The following is a 21,564-nucleotide window of genomic DNA, read 5'->3' as shown; positions in this document are numbered from 1 at the left end:
CAGGAGGAGATCAGCTTGAAGCGTATTTGGGGAAAATTAAGTTTTCAAAATGCCAGAATAGGTAAAAAGTATGGGATTATACTAGGAATTGTGCTTTCATTATTTATTATTTCTGCTATTATCATTATTTTTTCTTTGCAAAATATCGCCGATGACATCGATGCAGTAGAACGTCGAGGTGATCGCGCATCATCCGTTGGCCAAATGGGTTCACTTCTAAGGTCCAAAAGTGCCCGTATTTATCAATATGTACTAAATCCAACGACAGAAGTGGAAACGGAATTTAATGAAAGAAATGAACAAATCATTGCACTTTCCAAAGAATTAGACAGCAAAATGGATACAACAGAGGAAAGGGAGCTTTTTGATCAATTTGTCGAGCTTGATATGAAGGTTAGTAGTAGTTTTAATGAAATCATTGGTTATATGAGACAAGGAGAAACAGAAGCTGCCTATGGAAGTGCGATAGATGCACATGAGGCTCAAGCAGAGGCTATTCCATTAATAGATCAGCTCCAACAATTAGTGGATAAACAACAAGAAGAGGCAATCGAAAAAGCAAAATCGGATCAGCTTATTGCTATTATTACGTTAGTTGCATCCATTATTGTTTCTGCGATTATTAGTATATTATTAATTTTCTTTGTATCGCGTAATATTACCAAAAATATGAATAAGGTAGTGGAAACGAGTAATCGTATCACGGAAGGCGATCTAAGTGTTAAAGCAATTGATTACAATGGAAAAGATGAAATTGGACAACTAGCTTCTTCAATGAATGCAATGAGTGAACATTTACGAAAAATTATTACCCAGGTTTCTTCTGTGTCGGATACAGTTAGTGCACAGAGTGAAGAGTTAAATCAATCAGCAAACGAAGTAAAAAATGGTACAGAGCAAATTGCGACAACAATGCAGGAACTTGCATCGGGTTCAGAAACACAAGCAAGTCAAGCAAGTGATGTCGCTACCAAAATGGCAGATTTTTCTAATGCTATTAGTCATGCTAATGAAAATGGAGCAAAAATTGAACAGGCCTCTGCTAACGTGTTGTCCATGACAGAAGACGGTCGTGATATGATGGGTGTTTCGGTCGAGCAAATGAAGCGTGTGAACCAGATTGTAAAAGACGCAGTAGCAAAAGTAAAAGGACTAGACCAACAGACTAAAGAGATATCAAAGCTTGTTTCTGTTATAAAAGACATTGCGGAACAAACAAATCTTCTTGCTTTAAATGCTGCCATTGAGTCAGCTAGAGCTGGTGAGCATGGTAAAGGATTTGCTGTTGTTGCTGATGAGGTAAGAAAATTAGCGGAACAGGTAGGGAGCTCGGTGACAGATATTACGTCCATTGTCACTAATATTCAGCAGGAATCTACAGTTGTTACAAAAGCACTTGAAGAGGGATATGACGAAGTAGAGCATGGATCGGCCCAAATTGAACAAACAGGTACAACCTTTGTGAAGATTAATGACGCCGTCCACAATATGGTGAGCAGTCTCGAAACTATTAATAAAAATTTTGAAGAGATTTCTTCAAGTAGTATAGAAATTAATACATCTGTTGAAGAAATTGCTTCCATTTCTGAAGAATCTGCTGCAGGAGTTGAACAGACATCAGCATCTGCTCAGCAAGCGAGTAGTTCTATGGAGGAGGTATCCGCCAATTCGGATGAATTAGCAAAATTAGCTGAAGAGCTAAATAGTTTAGTGAGACAATTCAAGATCTAAATAACAAACCCGTGTCTAGGGAGCAACCCCGAAAGGTTAGATTTCACTCTAATTTTTCAGGGCATCCTATACTGACACGGGTTTTATAATTTAAGTGAATAGATTATGTAGCTCTTACCTTATTTTCTATTTTTAGGATGTCCTCAGTAAGATTAAAAATGGATAGTAATTCATATAATACAATAATTTCAGGTGTGAATAGATTTGTATTCATATCATTCGTAGGCTTTTTACTCGCCCAAAATTGGTCCATTAACAATTTTACTTGTTTTCTGTAGATACTCGCTTTATAGTGATCAGGATGCCTCATATAGTCTGCTAATGAGTGCACCAGATGGAAGATATCTTGACATTCTTTTTCCGACCAACAGATTGACTGAATAGGTGTATTGATAAGATTTCCAATATGATAGTGAATAAGGCGAATTTTGGTTAAATTTTTTTGCTCTTGATCAAAAAGTTTTTTGGTCGATTCTTTTAAGCGATGATATTTGGCTTCATCTGCTTGATAGTGTAACAATCTTTCTGTTTTATCTAAGGATCGCTTCATTTGATCAAATCGAGACAAAATACGTTCTTTCTTCTGCTGATTACGATCATTTTTCATTAATGGATCAACGATGAGCTCTAGTGTCTCTCCTGTTCCTTTTAAGAGCTGATGTAAATCCATCGAAATCCGCTTCGTATAATTTGGTGGCAAAATAAACATATTCACTATAGTGGAGACGAGTAGCCCAACGGTTGTTGTTCCGAGACGAATAACAAATGAAATAAATAAATTAGCATGAATTACTTCTACCATTGCAACAGATGTTAATGTGGCCACAAGAAGTCCTGCGTGTAATCCAAGCTTATAACAAGTAATAATCGTGAAAAAAGCAGCCAATGTATATGTAATTGGTGAATTTTCAAAAAAGTATATAAAGAGGACTGCATAAAAAGATCCGATAGCAGAAGCTGGGAACCGGACAATCCCCTTTCGAATAGATTCACCAACAGTTGGTTCGATGGAGACAATAGCGGTTATGACAGCAAAAACAGGTGGCCATTCCAACCACTCACAAATGACGGAAGTAAAGAATACGGCTAATGCTGTCTTAATAATACGCCTACCAAGAATCCGATTGCTTAAATAATTCTTCATTACGTAAAACTCCCTCAACTTTCTATCCGATAGTATAACGCAACAAGTGAAAAAAAACTATAGTACTAATTTTTTTGAAATAAAAATAAAATAAGTGTAAACGCTTTCTTATTCGGTGCATATGATGTAAAATAAGAGATATATCTTCTAGAATGTTGTTTCAGCGAATTTTTGAGGAGGTGGCAGACTTGCTTTCGGTTAAAATGTTCAAACCCTATTACGTAAAGGAAGAAGGCAACTACATTCGGGTGATGTTAGCATATCAATACTTTTCATTATTAATGGATGAAAAAGTATACCATTTTGTTCCACTCGAAGCGAGAGAAATCCGAATCAATCGCGATACACAGGAAATAGAAAATAAGGATGCTGTATTTGTTTTCCAAAAAGGAAAGAAATATAATCGCATTACATTAGAAGATCTTATGAAAATAAAAGACTTTGAAGATCATCTGTCCATCGTTTTAAGTTCATATATGGTCATGCCACAAACAAAAAATAAAAAGGATAATATTGACCATGCGATTATGGAATTGGAAAGAAATAATTTATTAAGATTAATAGATAAAGCTCTTGATGAAAGAGATCAAGCAAAATTTCAACTATATACAACAAAATTAAATGAGATGTAATTACTTGAAAGCAGGTGAACATACCTGCTTTTTTTACTTGTAACTATAAAAGTTTTTGTATGATAAAGAGTAGGAAGTACTTGGGATTTCGAGTAGAATTTCCAAAAGCAGTTGTATTTACCGACGCAGAGGCGAATACTTATATCACTGGACAATATAGTTCGGTTATAGCATAAGAAGGAGGAGCTACATATGCCAAAACTAAGATGGGGCGTATTAAGTACTGCAAAAATTGGACAAGAGCAGGTTATTCCAGCTATTCAACGATCTAGTAATGGAGAGGTTGTGGCGATAGCAAGTCGTAAGTTGGAAAAGGCACAAGAGGTGGCAGATAAATGGGCTATCCCTAAAGCTTATGATAGCTATGATGCATTGTTAAAAGACGAGCAAATTGACGCTGTCTATATTCCGCTACCTAATTCCATGCATAAACAATGGATGATCGAAGCAGCGAATTTTAAAAAGCACGTATTGTGTGAGAAGCCTGTAGCTTTGAATAATGGCGAATTATTAGAAATGATAGAGACAGCAAAACAAAACAAAATTACATTTATGGAAGCATTTATGTATCAATTTCATCCACAACATCAGAAAGTGAAGAAGTTAATCAGCAATGGAGAAATTGGAGAAATAGTTATGATGAGGGCCAGCTTTTCCTTTTACTTAGATAATGATCAAAATATCCGCTTGCAAAACCACCTAGGAGGAGGGGCAATGTATGACGTCGGTTGTTATACATTACATGCAATTCGAAATATTTTATCAGACGAGCCTATATCGGTTTATGCTAGTTCTACGAAAAAAGGAGAGTCTCAAGTAGATACGACAATGATAGGAGTGCTAACCTTTCATGATGGGAAATTAGGAGTATTTGATACAAGCTTTGATACAATTAACCGTCAATCCTACGAAGTTGTAGGCTCTAAAGGTACGATAACCGTAACGACAGCCTTTCGTCCAGATGAGAATGAGAATATGGCTGGAGAATTGGTGTTAAAAAAAGAAGGGCAAACACCTGTCACTCATAAAGAAGCTGGTGATCAATATAAATTAATGGTGGAAAATTTTGCTAGTTCTGTCTTAGAACAAAAACCATTAGCTTATAATGTGGAAGAAATGAAAAAACAGATGGCTATTTTAGATGCAGTTTATCAAAGTAGTCGAGAAAACAAAGTGATTAAATTATAGTGTGATAAAAATGTAGAATAAAAGGGTTTATCTTGGTAACAAGATCGATGTCAAGCAGGATAGTCAAGATAAAAAGATATATGTTGGCAATATAGTTGATACCAAGCAAGATAGCCAAGATAAAAAGATATATCTCGGTAATATAGCAGTTGCGAAGCAGGATAGCTAAGATAAAAAATATATCCTAGTATTGTTAAACTCTTGACACAATAGCCAACAATAACTAAAACGGACATTCCAGATCACTTCCGGAATGTCCGTTACTCTATTCTTTAAGCTCAGCCAAAACGTTTGCGGCTTTTTCTGTTACATACCCACTTCCATTATTATCTTCCACATGCTCGATAAACATAGAAATGAGGATACTTCCGTCTGTAGGATATCCGACAAACCAGCCATTTTCTTGACCGTTTTCTTCATCCTTGGATTGTTTCAATTCTGCAGTACCTGTTTTCCCAGCAATTTCTATACTATCTAAGTTGGCTGCTTTTCCCGTGCCATGAGTAACGACTCTTCTCATGGATTCTTTTATTAATGAGGAATTCTCAGCAGATATTAATCCTTGCTTCCAGCTTTCGCCATCTGCCTCATCTAACAATAAAGTAGGCTTTACCATATTTCCATCATTTAGAAATATCGAAAAAGCACTTGCGAGATGAAGGGCACTCATTTGTACTTCCCCTTGCCCATAACTAGAATCTGCTAGAAGTACTTCCTCAGTAATATTTCCATCAGAGGAAATCGTACTTTTTTCAATCGGGTAAGTGAACGGAACATCTTCGCCCAATCCGAACTCTTTTAATCCCTTCACAAAGGCATCTGCTCCCATATCCAATGCCTGCATAGCAAAATAAATATTATCTGAGCGTACGAGTGCATCATCTAAATCAACAGGTCCATTAGATGGAGAAACCCTTGTTATATAATAATTTCCCCAGCCTTCTTTCTGCCAAGTGAGACCGTCAATTTCAAATGTTTCATTAGGATCAATCGAACCATTTTCCAAGCCAACTGTACTAGTTATCGGTTTAAAAACGGAACCAGGTGCAAAGGTCGAAGCAAATCGATTTAGTAATGGGTTATTCGGATCTTCCTGCCATTCTGTCCATTGGGTATTACTCAATCCATAAATAAAGGCATTTGGATCAAAGGAAGGGCTGCTGACTAAAGCTAATGTCTCTCCTGTTTTAGGATCAATAGCAGTGGCCGTTCCAGGTTCATTGTCCATTTGTTCAAATATTTTCTTTTGTGCTTTTATATCTATCGTTAAATTTAGATTTTCACCATTTTTCACTTCTTTTTCCGCTAGAATAACAGGCTCTTGCCCTTCTTTTTCAACGGTAATCTTGACCCCAGCTTCTCCACGAAGTTGTTCTTCATATAGTTCTTCTAATCCTCGATAACCAACCATATCATTCTCTGAATAAGAGGCATCATCTAAATCTTCCAATTTTTCTGCTGTAACTGGTGCAATATATCCTACTAAATGGGCCGCTGCTTCCCCTAATGGATAAATTCTGCCTGTGGTGGTTTGGGTTTTTAGTGTTGGGACAGAACTAATCGCCTTTTCTATTTCGTCTGTTAAAGAAGGAACAACCTTTAATGGGACAAAATAATTAGGTTGGACCCAGTTAGCATCTAAAGCATTATCTATTTCTTCTACAGTAATACCCAATGCTTTAGCAATGGTTTCTTTCTCACTCTTGATCTTATCATCCGTGAACTGTTCAGGTACGACGCCTAACTCATAGACACTTGCATTAACAGCAAGTCCTTCTCGATTTCGGTCATAGATTTCTCCTCTTTTAGGCTCAATGGTTTCTAAACCTATTGTGCCCCCATCTTTTATTTCAGGAAAAATAAGTCCAGGATTCCAATTAACAAGCCAGTCCGTTTTTTCTTCACCTTCCACCTCTTTAACGACCTTTTTCATTTCGACTTCGGTATCGAAAGTGATCGGTCCTGCAACAGACTCCATACTGACTTTCAGAGGAAATACTTCTGTTTCTGCTTCGTCGTTTTTTTCTTTTTCTTCTGTATCTGGGACGTCAAACGAAACATCCACTTTGTTTATTTCTAAGTCTTTATATATCTTTTGGTAACGATCAATAAAATCTTCTTTCTCTGTTTCCGCTACCATCTTATACATTTTTTCAAACTCCTGGTTCATCCAATGATCAGCATACTCTTGTAAGCGTTCCTCTGGCTCCACTTCCTCTTTTTCTTGGCAACCGATGAGTAATACTGTAAAGAGTATAGTGCCTAAAAATAAAAACTTTTTCATCACAAATTATTCCCCCTCATTATTTGTTGTGATAAATAGAAAAAGCGTATAAGATCATACGCTTTTTAGTAAACAGGTTTTGCATAAATGATGTAGCGATCTGGTGCATTACCTACATAAGAAAATGGATAGCAGGTTGTAATCACAAGCTCTTCTCGAGGTGCTGTAGACTTTATAATCGTTGTATCATCTGCATCTACTATTTTTGAATCTACCATTTCATATGTATATTCACCATATGGTAATTCAATCACAAAAGTATCACCAATTTTCACTTCACCAAGACTACGAAAGACAGTGTCTCGATGTCCAGACAGTACAATTTGATCATTTTGTAATGGATATGCTGAGCCTTTATAATGCCCAACGCCTTTCTCCAAGTCATCAGGATCCGTTCCTTCCACGATAGGAAGTTCAGCATCTAGTGTAGGAATTCTTAAAAAACCAACCTCAAGCCCTGTTTCAGGGAAAAAGGTATCAGAAGAGTACTTCCAAGAATCTTCTGCTGACTTTTGATCTGAAGGTTGCTTTAGGAATTCCTTTGCCTCTGTTGCCGCTTGCTTTTCAGCCGCTTGGATCTTGAAATATTGATAGCCCCCAACTCCTAGTAATACTAAACCAGCAATGATAAAGATTAAGGCTAATTTCCTCATTGAAACACCTCACTACATATGTTATACATATTATACTGGTAAATGGTGAAAAATGCACGCAAAGCAAAATAAAAAAATTCATCATATTTTCGTTATTTAATGCCTATACTTGTAAAAATACCCATTCTATTTCAAGAACCAAAATAGGTATTTAGAACTAATTATTCGTCTAAAATACACGTTTTATTCATATATTATTCATGATTTCGACAAAAAATGTAACTTTATATAGAACAAATGGGAAGATTGTGCTATAATGATATTGGAAAATAGAAAGTAGGTGAGTCACTATGATTGGCAAAAAAATACAAGGAATCCGAAAAGAAAAGAGAATGTCTCTTTCAGAGGTTGCAGAACAAGCTGGAGTTGCTAAATCATATTTAAGCTCCATTGAACGTGGAATTCAGTCCAATCCGTCTATTCAATTTATGGAAAAGGTAGGAAAGGTTCTTGGAGTATCTGTCAATGAGCTGTTAATGAGTGCAGATAATGAAACACTTCGCCAACAATTAGACGATGAATGGTTACAATTAGCGGAAGAAGCCATGAAGTCAGGTGTATCAAAAGAGGAATTTAAAGATTTTTTAGAATTTAATAAATGGAAAAAACAATCACATTAAACTAATAATAAGTCAGTCCTTACTCAAGAGACTGGCTTTTTTTCTTTCGCGCATTCTTTCTTGTTTTTATAATATGTTGTATAATCTATCAAAATACCCCCGAAATAAAATAGGTAATTGCCAATGATATAGTAGAGTCGGCATAGGGGATAATTTATTCGTAAGTAAAGGAGAGGCAGATGAAAAAGTATACCTATTATATACCAGCATTACTTTGGATGGGGGTTATCTTTTATTCATCTTCACAGCCCTACGAAGACCAAGATTTAAAGCCAACATTAGCAAAATATTTGGATCTAACCTTTTTGGAACCGATATTTGATCATGTTTCCTTTGTATATCATCAATCAGAAGTAAGCATCGCATCTCTTGGGATCGGAGGATTCATCGAATTCTTTATTCGAAAAGGAGCACATGTTACGGTGTTTCTAATTCTTTGTCTATTGCTATACTATGCATTTACGAGAACGATAGCTAGTAGTAGAATGGCAGTTTTATTTGCATTTTTTTCCACGATATTGTACGCTATTTTCGATGAATGGCATCAAGGTTGGACACCAAATCGCACCCCATATATAGGGGATATCTTTTTGGATGGGATTGGTGCAATCATCGCTGTGCTTATTATTTCTATTCTTCGTATCATTCAGCATCGAACAAAAATCATGCACTAACATATTATATACTAGAGGGTACGAAAAAGGGGTTGAGAGTTTGTCCGAACAGGAAATTTACAAATCTATCCTACAAAAAATGTTAGATGAAACAGAGCGTGATCAAATTGAAAATTCTTCTGATTTTATAAAAAAACTATCAGATGAAATCAAACAATCTAATGTGATTACATTAAAAAAGTAAAAATAAAAGAGTGTGCAACTAGAATTATAGATTTGCCACACTCTTTTAAAAAATTATTCCCAGGGAAATGTGATTAAAGGTCATTAGTAATAGGTAGATCAACCTCGATATATTTCACGTCACCGTCTGTTAAGATAACTTGACTATTAGTAAGATTTATCAGCCAATCCTTAAATTTGTTTGTTTCATCTTTTTTTACATAAACATGTAGTGTTACCTGTGCTAAGTATTCTATCTTGTCTAAAATGAAAGAGGATTGTTGTAGTTCATTTTCGACTTTTCCAAGTAATGGATAGTCAATGGTTAGGATTACTTCTTGCATTAGACTTCTTTCCACAACACCAGTAGAATTGATTGCAAGAGATGTGGTACTTGCATATGCACGAATTAAGCCACCAGCACCAAGCTTTATACCACCAAAATACCTAGTTATGACAACTACTGTGTCTTTTAACTGCCTCTTTTTTAAGACTTCTAGGATAGGTACACCAGCTGTACCACTCGGCTCGCCGTCATCATTTGCTTTTTGTAGTTGGTCATGTTCTCCAATCATATATGCAGAACAATTATGTGTTGCATCATGGTGTTTTTTCTTTATTTGAGAAATGAATTGCTGAGCAGCTTCTTCGGTTTCTACACGTTTTACATAACCGATAAAACGAGATTTTTGGATGACTTGTTCATCAACTCCCTCGTGTTTTACAGTATAATATTGATCGAGCATTGTCTTTCCTCCTAAAAAACTTGTATTATCACACAAATAATGTGTAAAATCGTACTACAACAAAATTATTTATACCCCCATAAAAAGTACTAATTATATCGAAAATGTGTAAATGAGACTAGGTGGTGAAAGTTGAATAATATGGAGAACCTGGAGCATGATTTAGATTCTATAATAGAAGAAATGATCGAAACAGTCAAAAATAGTAAGGATGATGTTTTCGATATCACTGAAGAATCACGTAAAGAATATGAAGCGCTGACGAAAGAGCTAGCAACCTTGAAGAAGCAAGTAGCCAAAACCATCGAAGAAGGTAATGAACTAGAGCGTAAGTCTAGCTTAGCACGAAAAAAGCTTTCAGAGGTGAGTAGAAATTTCGCCACTTATTCGGAGGATGCGATACGAAATGCTTATGATGTAGCTCATCAAATTCAGTCAGAATTCATTATGAAGCGTGATAAGGAAAAATCTTTACGTCATAGAAGGGATGAGATCGAGCTACGCCTGAAAACCATCGAAGGCACCGTTGCGAGAGCTGAGAATGTTATGGGGAAGATCTCGATCATCCTCAATTATTTAAGTGAAGATTTCAAACATATATCAGATATACTACAAAATGCCCAAGAAAAACAAGCTTTTGGCTTGAAGATAATTGAAGCACAAGAGGAGGAAAGGCGTAGACTTTCAAGAGAAATGCACGACGGTCCTGCACAGATGCTTGCGAATATCCTGCTTAGATCCGACATTGTCGAGCGTGCTTATCGTAAAGGGGATGTAGAAAATGCGATGTCAGAGCTGAAAAGCACTCGTGTTATGATTCGTGATTCATTACATGAGGTTAGAAGGATTATTTATGATCTCAGACCAATGGCTTTAGATGATTTAGGACTTGTTCCGACGATAAAGAAATATATAGCTACACTCGAGGATCAGCATGGAGAGATTTATTTTACATACAGAGCACCGGAGGAAAGATTAGCAGGACAATATGAAGTAGCACTCTTTCGGTTAATACAAGAATCGATACAAAATGCTTTAAAGCATGCTGAAGCACCTAGAATTGATGTAAAGCTAGAGATTATGAAGGATCAAGCTACTGTTTTAATACGTGATAATGGAAAAGGCTTTGATCAGTCTCTTAAAAATGAAAAATCATTCGGGATTATAGGGATGAAAGAACGGATTGAAATGTTAAGTGGCAAACTAGAAATTAAAAGTGAACTCGGAAAAGGGACACAGGTTTTGATGCGAATTCCAATAACTAAAAATTAACACATTATTTAGAATCAGTGTATAATAACTTTGAGCTAGTAAAAAAGAACGTTTTCCTAAAAGCATAGATAAAAATAGAATAAAATCTAGGAGGTTTTTACATGACAACAAATATCATACTAATCGATGATCACAAACTATTTAGGGAAGGTGTCAAGCGAATTCTAGAATTAGAATCAGGCTTTAACGTATTAGCAGAAGGGGATGATGGTTCGATTGCCATTGACCTAGTTAAAAAGTACAAGCCTGATGTAGTCTTGATGGATATTAACATGCCTGATGTTAATGGTGTCGAAGCTACTGCAGAATTATTAGAAAAATATCCTGGAGTTAAAGTCATTATTTTGTCCATCCATGATGATGAAAATTATGTAACACATGCATTAAAATCTGGCGCTCAAGGCTATTTGTTGAAAGAAATGGATTCTGATGCCCTAATTGAAGCAATTACTGTTGTAAGTGAAGGCGGATCTTACCTCCATCCGAAAGTAACCCATAACTTAGTTCAAGAGTACCGCAGATTAATAGCAGAAGAAGATGCGCTTTATGGTTCGGATAATACATTATCTAAATTAAAGAAAATTGATCATCGTAAACCATTGCATTTACTTACTCGAAGGGAATGCCAGGTTCTACAATTACTAGCTGAAGGGAAAAGCAATAAAGGAATTTCTGAATCCCTCTATATAAGTGAAAAAACCGTGAAAAATCACGTGAGTAGTATCCTGCAAAAAATGAAAGTTAAGGATCGAACCCAAGCTGTCGTTATCGCGATCAAAAAAGGTTGGGTTGAAATTTTATAAATTACGCGAAATCCCCGGAGATGTTCGGGGATTTTATTATTTGGTGGGAGGAAAAACGGGTATTATAGCAAAATATATAGATTTCTAACTAAAAAGAACCGGACATAGCAGAATGAACACTTAGAAATTTATATAATATTACTATGCATCCCATTCATAATTAGGTAAAATAGAAGGCAATATAAATTATAGGAAGGAAACGATGTGATGAAGGTTGCAATCATTACAGATAGTACAGCATATATACCTGAACAGCAAAGAGAAAAAAATCATATTCACATGGTGCCACTAAGTGTAGTGTTCGGTGATAAGGCCTATCAAGAAGAGGTAGATATCACGACAGATGAATTCTATGAAAAAGTGAAAACAATTAAACAGCTACCCAAAACAACCCAACCATCCATTGGTAAGATAAATGAAAAACTAGGTGAACTATCAAAGGAATATGACCAAGCTATCTTTATCACTTTATCTAGTGGTATTAGTGGCACGTATCAAACGGTTAGAACTGCACAATCAATGGCAGATAATATAGAGGTCTATCCATTTGATTCAGAGATTAGTTGTATGGCCCAAGGATTTTACGTTTTAGAAGCGGCAAGATTATCTAAAGAAGGAAAGGATGCTCCTACTATTCTTCAAAGGCTTGATGAAATGAAGAAAAGCTTGAGAGCCTACTTTATGGTGGATGATCTTTCCCATCTACATCGCGGTGGCCGATTGAATGGAGCTCAAGCCCTAATCGGAAGTATGCTTCAAATTAAACCAATTCTACATTTTGAAGATACGATTATCGTTCCATTTGAAAAAATCCGAACAGAGAAGAAAGCTTTAAAACGAATTTTTCAGTTATTTGATGAGGATGCAAGTAGTGGAGAACCGCTTCGAGCAACCATTATCCATGCTAACAGAGAAGCAGATGCAAATGAAATCATGCAACAGTTAATGGAAAAATATCCTCATGTCGACTTCGAACTTAGCTATTTTGGTCCGGTAATCGGGACACATTTGGGAGAAGGGTCTTTAGGGATAGGATGGTACAAAAAATAAGCAATTTTTCTGTATTGAAATAAAGCGAGACTTTCATCAGAGGAGGAGGTTGGTCATGCAGACATTACCTTAGGTTTTAGTTTGCAACTCCTTCTATTGATGACGAACAAAATGGTAGAATAGGAGGTTTGTATGAAAGAAAGTCATTATTTAGCAGGGAAAATTTTACTTCGTGAAGAAATTAATATCCACAATGACCAATTTCACCATCTAATAGAACTTGGTTACCTTCAATCAATTCCAGCAATCACGAGAAAATTTCATCAATATAAATGTAATAGATGTCACACCACTACCCTACATCACTTTGGTAAAATCCCATGCTCTCGTTGCCAAACCACCCATGTATATTGCCGAAATTGTATCCAAACTGGTAGAGTACTTTTTTGTGAAGAACTATTCCTTTGGACGGGACCTGATATCGTCTGGCCACAGCAAAAAAATCCATGCTACTGGGATGGTACTCTAACTAAGCATCAGCAGTTAGCAGCAAATGCTATCCTTCATGCTACTAGTAAACCGAAGCAAGAGCTACTGATTTGGGCAGTTTGCGGTGCAGGTAAAACAGAAATGCTTTATCCAGCAATTACAGAAGCGATTAGACATAATAAAAGGATTTGTCTTGCTACACCAAGAGCAGATGTTGTCCAAGAATTATACCCCCGTCTAAAAGAGGTGTTTCCAAATACAGAAATGGAGGCATTATATGGCGGAACAGGGGTTAGAACAGGTGTTGGGCAGCTTATTATCGCAACTACCCATCAGTTAATCCGTTATCAGAATGCATTTGATTTACTTATCATTGATGAACTCGATGCCTTTCCATTTCATCATGATCCATTACTACATCAGTTTGCAGTAAGATCTGCCAAAAAATATGCCACTAAAATTTATCTCACCGCAACGCCTCGTCCAAAACAAAAACGATTGATTGAATCGAACAAATTAAAAGCTATCTTTGTCCCGATTCGTTTTCATGGCTATCCACTACCTGTTCCACGTTTAAGGCTTGAGTTAGGTCTCAAGCGAAAAATCTCTCAAAATAAAATGCTTCATAGTTTAGAAGCGTTTCTAGATAGCCATGATCCGAAGCGACAATGGTTACTATTTGTTCCAACGATACAGCTGCTAACTCCTTTTGCGAAATTACTAGAGGAAAAAGGTCTGGACCTTGCTACCGTTCATGCCGATGATCCAAAACGAAAAGAGAAAATTACAGCATACCGTGAAGGGAAAATAAATGTATTAATAACAACAACGATTTTAGAACGAGGCGTCACCTTTCCTTCCATTGACGTGGTTATGATCGATGCTGGTCACGACGTTTTTGATGAAGCAGCAATCGTTCAAATTGCTGGACGCGCTGGCAGAAGCCCAAAAGATCCAACAGGAGATGTATTGTTGATTCATCAAGGTAAGACAGAAGCTATGATTCAAGCGGTCAAGCAAATAAAACGAATGAACCAGAAAGGAAAAGCGTTATGAGCTACTGTTTAATTTGTCAGTCCTTTATTCAAACAGAGGTGACATGGTCCAATTTTCTTTTTCCTAATAAAGCTAGCAACCTATGTGAAGAATGCCAAAAAAAGATAGAACAGATAGAAGGAGACATATGCGAAAAATGTGGTCGACAAATGAAGCAACAAGGGCTATGCTCGGATTGCATAAGGTGGGAAACGCGTGGGGAGTGTAAAGAAGTACTAGAGAAAAACCGTGCAGTTTTCCAGTATAACTCCTTCATGAAAGAAATTATCTCACAATGGAAATACAGAGGTGATTACCATTTAATTGAAATATTCAAACCATATATTCTCGAAGTATTTGATCAACATTTTTCAAAATTAGATTCAAATTTTGTTATGATACCAATACCACTAACAGAAGAGAGGTTATATGAGCGTGCCTTCAATCAATCAGAAGCTATTGCAAAGATTATATCAAAGAAATCTATTATTCCATCGATTTTAAAAAGGGATCCAACAAAAACAGAAAAACAATCCAAAAAATCTAAAAGAGCTCGTTTAGAATCTAACAATCCATTTTATCTAGAAACAGGCCTAAACAAAACCGCTGTTATTGTCGATGATATTTATACAACAGGTACTACAATCTATCATGCAGCCAAAACATTGAAATTAGCTGGTTGCCCACATGTATATAGTTTTACGTTAATTCGATAGATAAAAGGGAGGTAGCCCATGATGGCTGAACTGGCAAATTGCGAATATTGTGATAAAGTTTTTGCGAAGATAAACAGATCGATCTGTCCAGATTGTATGAAGGAAGAAGAGAAAAAATATGAAAGGGTAGTTCAGTTTTTACGAATAAGAAAAAATAGACAAGCAACAATAACAGAGATTTCAGAAGCAACAGAAGTCGAACATGAAATTATTCTACAATTCGTGAAGGATAAACGTTTACGGCGATCTCAGTTTCCTAATTTGTATACTTCTTGTGAACGATGTGGTGAGCCCGTGTCATCTGGGGTACTATGTGATAAATGTAAGAATGACATAAAATATGATTTAAAAAAACATCATGAGATAGATCAAATAAAGCAACGAAATGAAGAAGACGAAAAGAAAATTCGAACATATTTTACGAAAGACTAGCGTTCTTAAAAATTACTTCTCATTGTCGCTCAACCTAGTTATACTAAAAATATATTTAACTTTTTGGCTGAGTTGTCGATATACATGATATAGAATATAGGATACGCAATAGTTAGGAAAGAGGTGAGTGGTCATGAAAGTGAACGGACCAAACCATACGAATGTTAATCCATATCAACAACAGATACAGAAAAAACAAACATCCCATAAATCCACTACACGTCAGGAAGACCAATTACAAATTTCTAATAAAGCAAAAGAAATGCAAGCAAAGGATAGTCGCCAAGCCTATGTGAAGGAAATTCAGCAGCAAATCGAAACAGGCGAATATAAAGTAAATGTAAAAGAAACAGCAAGGAAAATCTTGAATTTTTGGAAATAATTAAGCTAAAAGGAGCAGACACTTACATGTCAGTTCGGAAAATAACGCAACAGTTAGAGAAAATGATTCAGTTACATGAAAGTCTACTTCACGTTTCAAAACAAAAAACAGAAGTGCTGAAGGAAGGCAATATAGAGGGATTACAACGCTTATTGAATCAAGAGCAAAAGCATGTCCAGGCGATTAATCAAATGGAACAGAAGCGTAATGAAATGGTGGAGATCTGGGCTAATTCAAATCAGCTTGATCAGAATACTTCAGTCTCCACTATTATTGAGGAATACGCAGAAGGAGAAGAAAGAACTGCTCTTGAAGCGGTAACCTTAAGGCTAGCAGAATTACTGTTAGATCTAAGAAGACAAGAGGATCTAAATAAACAATTGACGGAACAATCACTTCAATTTGTTCGTTTGTCCTTGGATATGGTGCAGCCATCCCTTAAAAATTTGAACTATGGGAATGGGAAAACTTCACAGGATTCCTTGTCGAAAAGGTCCGTATTTGATTCAAAGGCATAATGAGGAGGAGAAAAAATGTTAGGAAGCTTTGGTGGATTAGAGGTAGCAAAACGTGCTTTACATGCACAGCAAACCGCCTTATATACAACAGGTCATAACATAGCAAATGCTAATACAGCAGGATATACGAGGCAACGGGTGAATTTTAATGCTACAACACCATTCCCGCCAGCGTCTAGGAATCGCCCACAAATTCCGGGGCAGATTGGAACAGGTGTGGAAGCAGGATCTATTGAGAGAATAAGAGATAGTTTTATTGATAAGCAATATCGTCAGGAGAATGCGAAGGTAGGGTATTATACGTCTAAAGCAGATATCATGTCCAAGATGGAGACTATTCTTAATGAACCATCGGAAGCAGGATTGTCTCATACAATGGATCAGTTTTGGCAAGCATTACAAGATTTATCCGTTAACCCAGAGGATTCAGGTGCTCGTTCCGTGGTAAAAGAAAGAGCAATAGCATTAGCAGAATCCTTTCAGTATGTTCATTCCTCCTTACAAGATGTCCGAGCCAATTTAAAAAATGAAATTGGGGTTGGAGAGACAGATGTTAATTCTATAATTGATCAAATTAATCAGCTTAATGGTCAGATTGCAAAAATAGAGCCACACGGTTATGTTCCAAATGATTTATATGATCAACGGGATAGTTTGATTGATGAATTATCGGAATATGTAGATATAAATGTGAGTTATCGTGAGAGTACTGGACAACCTAGTCCGATAGCGGAAGGGATTGTAACAATAACTCTTAATACAGAGAATACTAGTGTAGAAAACAATGGATCAGACCCAATTACCTTAGTAAATGGTAGTGTAGACATTATTGCTGGTAGTGATGAGGCAGTTAACCACGTATTTGTTGATTTTGATAATCAAAATAATGTACAAGCTATGTTTTTTGCGCAACCAGATCGAGATCTGACCTCTGAAGAACAAATAGAGGCACTTGTTGCTAATTATGACCAAGAAGTTTTTATTTATGGGGAGAATTATGAAGTCCAGGGTAAATTGAATGCAATAGTAGATGGAGCAGGTTATTTACAAGATTTTAATTATGATGGTACCGGAACGAATGTACCTGCCGGTGAATATAACGAAATGCTAGATGAATTAGATGTAATGGTTGAGCATTTTGTCAATGAATTCAATGCAGTACATAAAAATGGTTACTCCTTAGTAGATTCAGATGGGGATGGCTTAGGAGATCAGGGGATTGACTTTTTCGTAGGAAGCACAGCCGATACCATTGATGTTGCAGAGGCAATTAAAAATGATACAGATTTAATAGCAGCTAGTAGTGATGGAGCATCAGGAGACGGTGAAAATGCTATCTCACTTGCTGATGTTTATACAAAACGAGTAGAACAATACATTACTTCTAACAATACAGCACCGGATTTTGTTCCAACATTAGATGAGAAAGCTTCTATCAAGAGCTATTTTGAATCAATCATTGGTGAAATGGGAGTAAAGGCAGAAGAATCCATTCGCATGCAAGGAAACTCGGAAATTCTCCGTAAACAGGTAGTAGAAACAAGACAGTCTATTAGTACGGTTTCACTGGATGAAGAAATGACAAATCTCATTCAATTCCAACATGCTTATAATGCTGCTGCACGTAACATGACGGTGGTTGATGAGATGTTAGATCGAATTATTAACAATATGGGATTAGTAGGGAGGTAAGTAGAGTAAATGAGAGTCACACAAAGTATGTTAACGAACAATATGCTGCGTAATTTGAGTAACAGCTATAATAGCTTAGGTAAATATATGGAGCAATTATCTACAGGAAAGAAGATAAATCGACCATCTGATGATCCAGTGATTGCGATGAAAGGGATGAATTATCGCACACAGGTGAATCAATTAGAGCAATATGAACGAAATATTGGGGAAGTACATAACTGGATGGATAATACAGATTCAGCGCTTGAAAAAGTACAAAAGGGGCTTGAACGTTTACGGGAGCTAGCTGTTCAAGGGGCAAATGGTACTTATGAAGAAGGCCAGCGAGGCAATATGGCTTCTGAGGTGAGACAACTAAAAGAGCATATTCTAGAGATTGCTAACACGAAAGTAAATAATAAGTATATTTTCAGTGGAACCGCAACAACTGGTAATGGTGGAGACAAACCATATGTATTAGATGGAGAGGATACTTCAGCAGCAAATCCAGATTTCTTTCAATTTTATGGCAATCAAGATGCAGTAAATATTGAAGTTTCTACCGGGTCAAAAATCCAAGTAAATACAAAAGGGAATGAAGTATTTACAGAAGACCTATTCAAAGACCTAACTGATTTCGCAAATACTTTAGATGATGATAATGCATCAGATGAGGAAATTGCCCAATTTATAGAAAAAATTGATGGACATATAGATAATAACGTCAATGCTCGAGCAGACCTTGGAGCTCGACAAAATCGAATTGATTTAATCGAAAATCGGGTATTAGAACAACAAGTGACCGCAACGGATATGATGTCAAAAAATGAAAATGCAGACTTAGAAGAAGTCATTTTGAATTTAACATCACAAGAAGCAGTCCATCGTGCAGCACTAAGCGCAGGAGCGAGAGTGATCCAGCCTACTTTACTTGACTTTTTACGCTGATTAAAAAGCCTTACCTTACATTCTAAGGTGAGGCTTTTTCGCAAAAGGAGAAATGATCATGCAATTACCTCAAATAAGCATTCAGTCACAGAATGCCATGATTGGACTGAATATTAAAAATGCAAAGCTTAGCATTGATTCAGGACCTGCTAAACAAACAATTAAACAGCCAGAAGCAGAGCTCCAAATTAATGTGGAACCAGGTAAGTTAACGATAGACCAATCAAAAGCGTTAGCAGATGTTGGTATAATACCTGTTGAGCAATCTGTGAAAAAAATGGCACAAGAAGCCATGCAAACCGCTATACAAGGCTCAAAAAAACGTCGCCATCAAGGTGATCAATTAATGAAAATCGAAAATGGTGGTAATCGTATTGCACAAATAGCGAAACAAAACGGGGAAAGACCGATGAAGCAGTTTAATATTGGCTGGATCCCCTCCTTGGATGGTGTGAAGTTTGATTACCAACCAGCTAGGGTGGATATTAAAGCAAAGGCAAACGAGCCTATTATACGTACAGAACAAACGAAAAATCAATTTCAGTATCAACCAGGAGGAGTAGAGGTCTATTTAAAACAAAAAAACTGGCTGGAAATTGATTTTACTAATATGAAATTTGTAGGCAATCATTTTGAAATGGATCTATAAAAGAGGTGACATATGAGAATCGAAACGAAATATTTTGGTGTGGTAGAAATAAAAGAAGAGGACATTATTCGTTTTCCACAAGGAATACCAGGCTTTTTAGATGAAAAAGATTTTGTGTTATTGAATTTTGAAGAAAGTGGTTTATTTCAAGTATTGCAATCTATTCATCAACAAAACCCTGCATTTGTGGTGATCGATCCGTTTTTGTTTGTGGAAGACTATCAGTTTAAATTAGATGATGCTACGATAAATCAGCTTTCTATCGAAAAGAAGGAGGAAGTAAGAGCATTATCTATTGTAACAGTGAGGGAACCTTTAACTACCAGCACAGCCAATCTTCAAGCACCAGTGATTATTAATCAATCAAACAAACAAGCCAAACAATTAGTTACCATGCATTCAAAATATACCACGAGGGAAGCGATCTTCCAGCAATCCTCCAACACGAAGGAGGCGTAGTATGTTAGTTTTAACAAGAAAGTCTAATGAAGCAATAAAAATTGGTGAAGATATCGAGATCAAGATACTCGAGGTTGATGGAGAACAAGTGAAAATAGGTATTTCAGCCCCAAGAGATGTCGATATCCATCGACAAGAGGTTTATGAGTCGATTCAAGCGGAGAATAGTGATGCAGCGAATCTTTCAGACAGTATCATTGATTTATTGAAAAAAAATAATAAAAATAATTAAACATCACGATACATGAGCCGATAATACTATTAGAAGCTGGTTGATGTGGTTGACGGCCGCAATCACATTAGTCGGTAACTCCACAAGGATGTGGGAAAACATAACTTTCAAGGAGGAAATTTATTTATGATTATCAATACTAATATTCCAGCGATGAATACTTATCGCCAACTAGGAATCAACCAAGGCGCAATGCAAAACTCAATGGAGAAGCTTTCTTCAGGTCTACGTATCAACCGTGCTGGAGATGACGCAGCAGGTCTTGCAATCTCTGAAAAAATGCGTGCTCAAATCAAAGGTTTAGATCAAGCAAGCCGTAACTCTCAAGACGGTATCTCTATGATCCAAACTGCTGAAGGTGCTCTTCAAGAAACTCAAAATATCCTTCAACGTATGCGTGAGCTAGCTACACAAGCTGCCAACGATACAAACGTAGGTGTGGATCGTAACGAAATCCAAAAAGAAATTAACGAATTAACTACAGAAATCAACCGTATCAGTGAAACTACTGAGTTTAACACTCAAAAGATGTTGAATGATGATACTACAACTGGTTTCTCTGCAACATTCCAAGTTGGTGCGAATAATGGTCAAAGCATGACTATTTCAATTCAAAATATGGGAGCAGAAGCACTAGGACTTACAGGTACAGCTGGTTCTTCACATGCATTAGGTTCATCTGTATCTACACTAATGGGAGCTGGAACTGGATCTGATTATTCTGCAGTTACTAACGCAGTTTATGCAGATGAGGCTGGTGTTCTATTAGAAGATGGAACTACTGGTAGTACAAGTGCTCTATCTGTAGCTGATCATGAAAAAGCTTCTGCATCGATTGAAGTAATCAATGATGCTATTGAAACTGTATCTGCTCAACGTTCAAATCTTGGTGCATTCCAAAACCGTTTAGAGCATACCATTTCTAACTTAGATAACTCTTCTGAGAACTTATCTGCAGCTGAATCACGTATTCGCGATGTAGATATGGCAAAAGAAATGATGGAGATGACTCGTGCAAACATTCTTTCTCAAGCATCTCAATCAATGTTAGCTCAAGCGAATCAACAACCACAATCAGTATTACAATTATTAGGATAATATTTAAAAGCCGACTATCGTCGGCTTTTCTAA

The 21,564-nt window shown here is 36.5% G+C and carries 24 protein-coding genes; 20 read left to right on the top strand and 4 right to left on the bottom strand.

Annotated elements, in window-relative coordinates:
- Positions 1-15 precede the first annotated feature (15 nt).
- The gene (locus tag DLJ74_RS04875; RefSeq protein ID WP_109983571.1) at positions 16-1,731 is read left to right on the top strand and encodes a methyl-accepting chemotaxis protein; all 1,716 of its coding nucleotides are present in this window, start codon (positions 16-18) and stop codon (positions 1,729-1,731) included.
- A gap of 103 nt (positions 1,732-1,834) precedes the next feature.
- On the opposite strand, the gene DLJ74_RS04870 is transcribed toward DLJ74_RS04875, so the two are convergent.
- On the bottom strand, positions 1,835-2,875 hold the full coding sequence (locus DLJ74_RS04870; RefSeq protein ID WP_109983570.1) for an FUSC family protein: 1,041 nt from the start codon (positions 2,873-2,875) through the stop codon (positions 1,835-1,837).
- Positions 2,876-3,063: 188 nt separating this feature from the next.
- Here DLJ74_RS04870 and DLJ74_RS04865 point away from each other — a divergent pair, with 188 nt between their 5' ends.
- Together DLJ74_RS04865 and DLJ74_RS04860 are read left to right on the top strand one after the other, a co-directional pair.
- Positions 3,064-3,507, top strand: a complete 444-nt coding sequence (locus DLJ74_RS04865) for an IDEAL domain-containing protein (protein ID WP_054859868.1) — start codon at positions 3,064-3,066, stop codon at positions 3,505-3,507.
- A gap of 192 nt (positions 3,508-3,699) precedes the next feature.
- Positions 3,700-4,695: a Gfo/Idh/MocA family protein gene (locus tag DLJ74_RS04860; protein ID WP_109983569.1), complete on the top strand. Its 996-nt coding sequence runs from the start codon at positions 3,700-3,702 to the stop codon at positions 4,693-4,695.
- 265 nt (positions 4,696-4,960) lie between these two features.
- On the opposite strand, the gene DLJ74_RS04855 is transcribed toward DLJ74_RS04860, so the two are convergent.
- Together DLJ74_RS04855 and DLJ74_RS04850 are read right to left on the bottom strand one after the other, a co-directional pair.
- A complete protein-coding gene (locus DLJ74_RS04855; RefSeq protein WP_109983846.1) occupies positions 4,961-6,979 on the bottom strand; it encodes a penicillin-binding transpeptidase domain-containing protein in 2,019 nt (672 codons plus the stop codon).
- 65 nt (positions 6,980-7,044) lie between these two features.
- Positions 7,045-7,632 (bottom strand): class D sortase, encoded by a 588-nt coding sequence (locus DLJ74_RS04850; RefSeq protein WP_109983568.1) that lies wholly within the window; start codon positions 7,630-7,632, stop codon positions 7,045-7,047.
- Positions 7,633-7,922: 290 nt separating this feature from the next.
- Between DLJ74_RS04850 and DLJ74_RS04845 the strand changes: the two genes are divergently transcribed.
- From DLJ74_RS04845 to DLJ74_RS20365, 3 genes are all read left to right on the top strand, one after another.
- Complete coding sequence (locus DLJ74_RS04845; protein ID WP_054859869.1) at positions 7,923-8,252, top strand: helix-turn-helix domain-containing protein; 330 nt, start codon at positions 7,923-7,925, stop codon at positions 8,250-8,252.
- Between the two features lie 179 nt (positions 8,253-8,431).
- Positions 8,432-8,926, top strand: a complete 495-nt coding sequence (locus tag DLJ74_RS04840) for a VanZ family protein (protein WP_109983567.1) — start codon at positions 8,432-8,434, stop codon at positions 8,924-8,926.
- Positions 8,927-8,966: 40 nt separating this feature from the next.
- Positions 8,967-9,110 (top strand): hypothetical protein, encoded by a 144-nt coding sequence (locus DLJ74_RS20365; protein ID WP_181397431.1) that lies wholly within the window; start codon positions 8,967-8,969, stop codon positions 9,108-9,110.
- A 73-nt stretch (positions 9,111-9,183) separates the two neighbouring features.
- Here the strand turns inward: DLJ74_RS20365 and DLJ74_RS04835 are convergent, their stop codons facing one another.
- Entirely contained in the window at positions 9,184-9,834 is a 651-nt protein-coding gene (locus tag DLJ74_RS04835; protein WP_054859870.1) for a YigZ family protein, read from the bottom strand.
- A 141-nt stretch (positions 9,835-9,975) separates the two neighbouring features.
- On the opposite strand from DLJ74_RS04835, the gene DLJ74_RS04830 reads away from it, so the two are divergent.
- The 14 genes from DLJ74_RS04830 to DLJ74_RS04765 all read left to right on the top strand — a co-directional run bounded on the left by DLJ74_RS04830 (position 9,976) and on the right by DLJ74_RS04765 (position 21,531).
- Positions 9,976-11,106: a sensor histidine kinase gene (locus tag DLJ74_RS04830; RefSeq protein WP_109983845.1), complete on the top strand. Its 1,131-nt coding sequence runs from the start codon at positions 9,976-9,978 to the stop codon at positions 11,104-11,106.
- Positions 11,107-11,207: 101 nt separating this feature from the next.
- Positions 11,208-11,909 carry a response regulator transcription factor gene (locus DLJ74_RS04825; protein WP_109983566.1) on the top strand — a complete coding sequence of 234 codons (702 nt, stop codon included), beginning with the start codon at positions 11,208-11,210 and terminating at the stop codon, positions 11,907-11,909.
- A 207-nt stretch (positions 11,910-12,116) separates the two neighbouring features.
- Positions 12,117-12,959, top strand: a complete 843-nt coding sequence (locus tag DLJ74_RS04820) for a DegV family protein (protein WP_109983844.1) — start codon at positions 12,117-12,119, stop codon at positions 12,957-12,959.
- A 132-nt stretch (positions 12,960-13,091) separates the two neighbouring features.
- The gene (locus DLJ74_RS04815; protein WP_109983565.1) at positions 13,092-14,444 is read left to right on the top strand and encodes an ATP-dependent helicase ComFA; all 1,353 of its coding nucleotides are present in this window, start codon (positions 13,092-13,094) and stop codon (positions 14,442-14,444) included.
- The gene (locus tag DLJ74_RS04810; RefSeq protein ID WP_109983564.1) at positions 14,441-15,139 is read left to right on the top strand and encodes a ComFC family protein; all 699 of its coding nucleotides are present in this window, start codon (positions 14,441-14,443) and stop codon (positions 15,137-15,139) included. The genes DLJ74_RS04815 and DLJ74_RS04810 overlap by 4 nt, the downstream gene beginning before the upstream one ends.
- Positions 15,140-15,160: 21 nt before the next feature.
- Positions 15,161-15,571 (top strand): TIGR03826 family flagellar region protein, encoded by a 411-nt coding sequence (locus DLJ74_RS04805; protein WP_109983843.1) that lies wholly within the window; start codon positions 15,161-15,163, stop codon positions 15,569-15,571.
- Positions 15,572-15,704: 133 nt separating this feature from the next.
- Positions 15,705-15,953 (top strand): flagellar biosynthesis anti-sigma factor FlgM, encoded by a 249-nt coding sequence (gene flgM / locus DLJ74_RS04800; protein WP_054859875.1) that lies wholly within the window; start codon positions 15,705-15,707, stop codon positions 15,951-15,953.
- Between the two features lie 26 nt (positions 15,954-15,979).
- Positions 15,980-16,471: a flagellar protein FlgN gene (locus tag DLJ74_RS04795; RefSeq protein WP_109983842.1), complete on the top strand. Its 492-nt coding sequence runs from the start codon at positions 15,980-15,982 to the stop codon at positions 16,469-16,471.
- 15 nt (positions 16,472-16,486) lie between these two features.
- The gene (flgK, locus tag DLJ74_RS04790; RefSeq protein WP_109983563.1) at positions 16,487-18,163 is read left to right on the top strand and encodes a flagellar hook-associated protein FlgK; all 1,677 of its coding nucleotides are present in this window, start codon (positions 16,487-16,489) and stop codon (positions 18,161-18,163) included.
- A gap of 9 nt (positions 18,164-18,172) precedes the next feature.
- Positions 18,173-19,093 (top strand): flagellar hook-associated protein FlgL, encoded by a 921-nt coding sequence (flgL, locus tag DLJ74_RS04785; protein WP_109983562.1) that lies wholly within the window; start codon positions 18,173-18,175, stop codon positions 19,091-19,093.
- A gap of 58 nt (positions 19,094-19,151) precedes the next feature.
- Entirely contained in the window at positions 19,152-19,742 is a 591-nt protein-coding gene (locus DLJ74_RS04780; RefSeq protein WP_109983561.1) for a DUF6470 family protein, read from the top strand.
- 12 nt (positions 19,743-19,754) lie between these two features.
- Positions 19,755-20,201 (top strand): flagellar assembly protein FliW, encoded by a 447-nt coding sequence (fliW, locus tag DLJ74_RS04775; RefSeq protein ID WP_054859878.1) that lies wholly within the window; start codon positions 19,755-19,757, stop codon positions 20,199-20,201.
- A 1-nt stretch (position 20,202) separates the two neighbouring features.
- The gene (gene csrA / locus DLJ74_RS04770; protein ID WP_054787088.1) at positions 20,203-20,433 is read left to right on the top strand and encodes a carbon storage regulator CsrA; all 231 of its coding nucleotides are present in this window, start codon (positions 20,203-20,205) and stop codon (positions 20,431-20,433) included.
- Between the two features lie 126 nt (positions 20,434-20,559).
- Positions 20,560-21,531 (top strand): flagellin N-terminal helical domain-containing protein, encoded by a 972-nt coding sequence (locus tag DLJ74_RS04765; RefSeq protein ID WP_109983560.1) that lies wholly within the window; start codon positions 20,560-20,562, stop codon positions 21,529-21,531.
- Positions 21,532-21,564 lie beyond the last annotated feature (33 nt).

It is taken from the genome of Gracilibacillus dipsosauri (assembly GCF_003176895.1).
In the GTDB taxonomy this organism is placed as follows: domain Bacteria; phylum Bacillota; class Bacilli; order Bacillales; family Amphibacillaceae; genus Gracilibacillus; species Gracilibacillus dipsosauri.
Note: the sequence above shows the minus strand (reverse complement) of the source record. Positions and strands in the feature narration are given on the sequence as shown.

Coding starts and splice junctions, on each gene's coding strand:
- DLJ74_RS04840 (WP_109983567.1), top strand. CDS start 8,432: ATGAAAAAGTATACCTATTATATACCAGCATTACTTTGGATGGGGGTT.
- DLJ74_RS04855 (WP_109983846.1), bottom strand. CDS start 6,979: ATGAAAAAGTTTTTATTTTTAGGCACTATACTCTTTACAGTATTACTC.
- DLJ74_RS04805 (WP_109983843.1), top strand. CDS start 15,161: ATGGCTGAACTGGCAAATTGCGAATATTGTGATAAAGTTTTTGCGAAG.
- flgM (WP_054859875.1), top strand. CDS start 15,705: ATGAAAGTGAACGGACCAAACCATACGAATGTTAATCCATATCAACAA.
- DLJ74_RS04835 (WP_054859870.1), bottom strand. CDS start 9,834: ATGCTCGATCAATATTATACTGTAAAACACGAGGGAGTTGATGAACAA.
- DLJ74_RS04870 (WP_109983570.1), bottom strand. CDS start 2,875: ATGAAGAATTATTTAAGCAATCGGATTCTTGGTAGGCGTATTATTAAG.
- DLJ74_RS04860 (WP_109983569.1), top strand. CDS start 3,700: ATGCCAAAACTAAGATGGGGCGTATTAAGTACTGCAAAAATTGGACAA.
- DLJ74_RS04810 (WP_109983564.1), top strand. CDS start 14,441: ATGAGCTACTGTTTAATTTGTCAGTCCTTTATTCAAACAGAGGTGACA.
- DLJ74_RS04845 (WP_054859869.1), top strand. CDS start 7,923: ATGATTGGCAAAAAAATACAAGGAATCCGAAAAGAAAAGAGAATGTCT.
- csrA (WP_054787088.1), top strand. CDS start 20,203: ATGTTAGTTTTAACAAGAAAGTCTAATGAAGCAATAAAAATTGGTGAA.
- fliW (WP_054859878.1), top strand. CDS start 19,755: ATGAGAATCGAAACGAAATATTTTGGTGTGGTAGAAATAAAAGAAGAG.
- DLJ74_RS04825 (WP_109983566.1), top strand. CDS start 11,208: ATGACAACAAATATCATACTAATCGATGATCACAAACTATTTAGGGAA.
- flgL (WP_109983562.1), top strand. CDS start 18,173: ATGAGAGTCACACAAAGTATGTTAACGAACAATATGCTGCGTAATTTG.
- flgK (WP_109983563.1), top strand. CDS start 16,487: ATGTTAGGAAGCTTTGGTGGATTAGAGGTAGCAAAACGTGCTTTACAT.
- DLJ74_RS04850 (WP_109983568.1), bottom strand. CDS start 7,632: ATGAGGAAATTAGCCTTAATCTTTATCATTGCTGGTTTAGTATTACTA.
- DLJ74_RS04765 (WP_109983560.1), top strand. CDS start 20,560: ATGATTATCAATACTAATATTCCAGCGATGAATACTTATCGCCAACTA.
- DLJ74_RS04830 (WP_109983845.1), top strand. CDS start 9,976: ATGGAGAACCTGGAGCATGATTTAGATTCTATAATAGAAGAAATGATC.
- DLJ74_RS04815 (WP_109983565.1), top strand. CDS start 13,092: ATGAAAGAAAGTCATTATTTAGCAGGGAAAATTTTACTTCGTGAAGAA.
- DLJ74_RS04795 (WP_109983842.1), top strand. CDS start 15,980: ATGTCAGTTCGGAAAATAACGCAACAGTTAGAGAAAATGATTCAGTTA.
- DLJ74_RS04820 (WP_109983844.1), top strand. CDS start 12,117: ATGAAGGTTGCAATCATTACAGATAGTACAGCATATATACCTGAACAG.
- DLJ74_RS04780 (WP_109983561.1), top strand. CDS start 19,152: ATGCAATTACCTCAAATAAGCATTCAGTCACAGAATGCCATGATTGGA.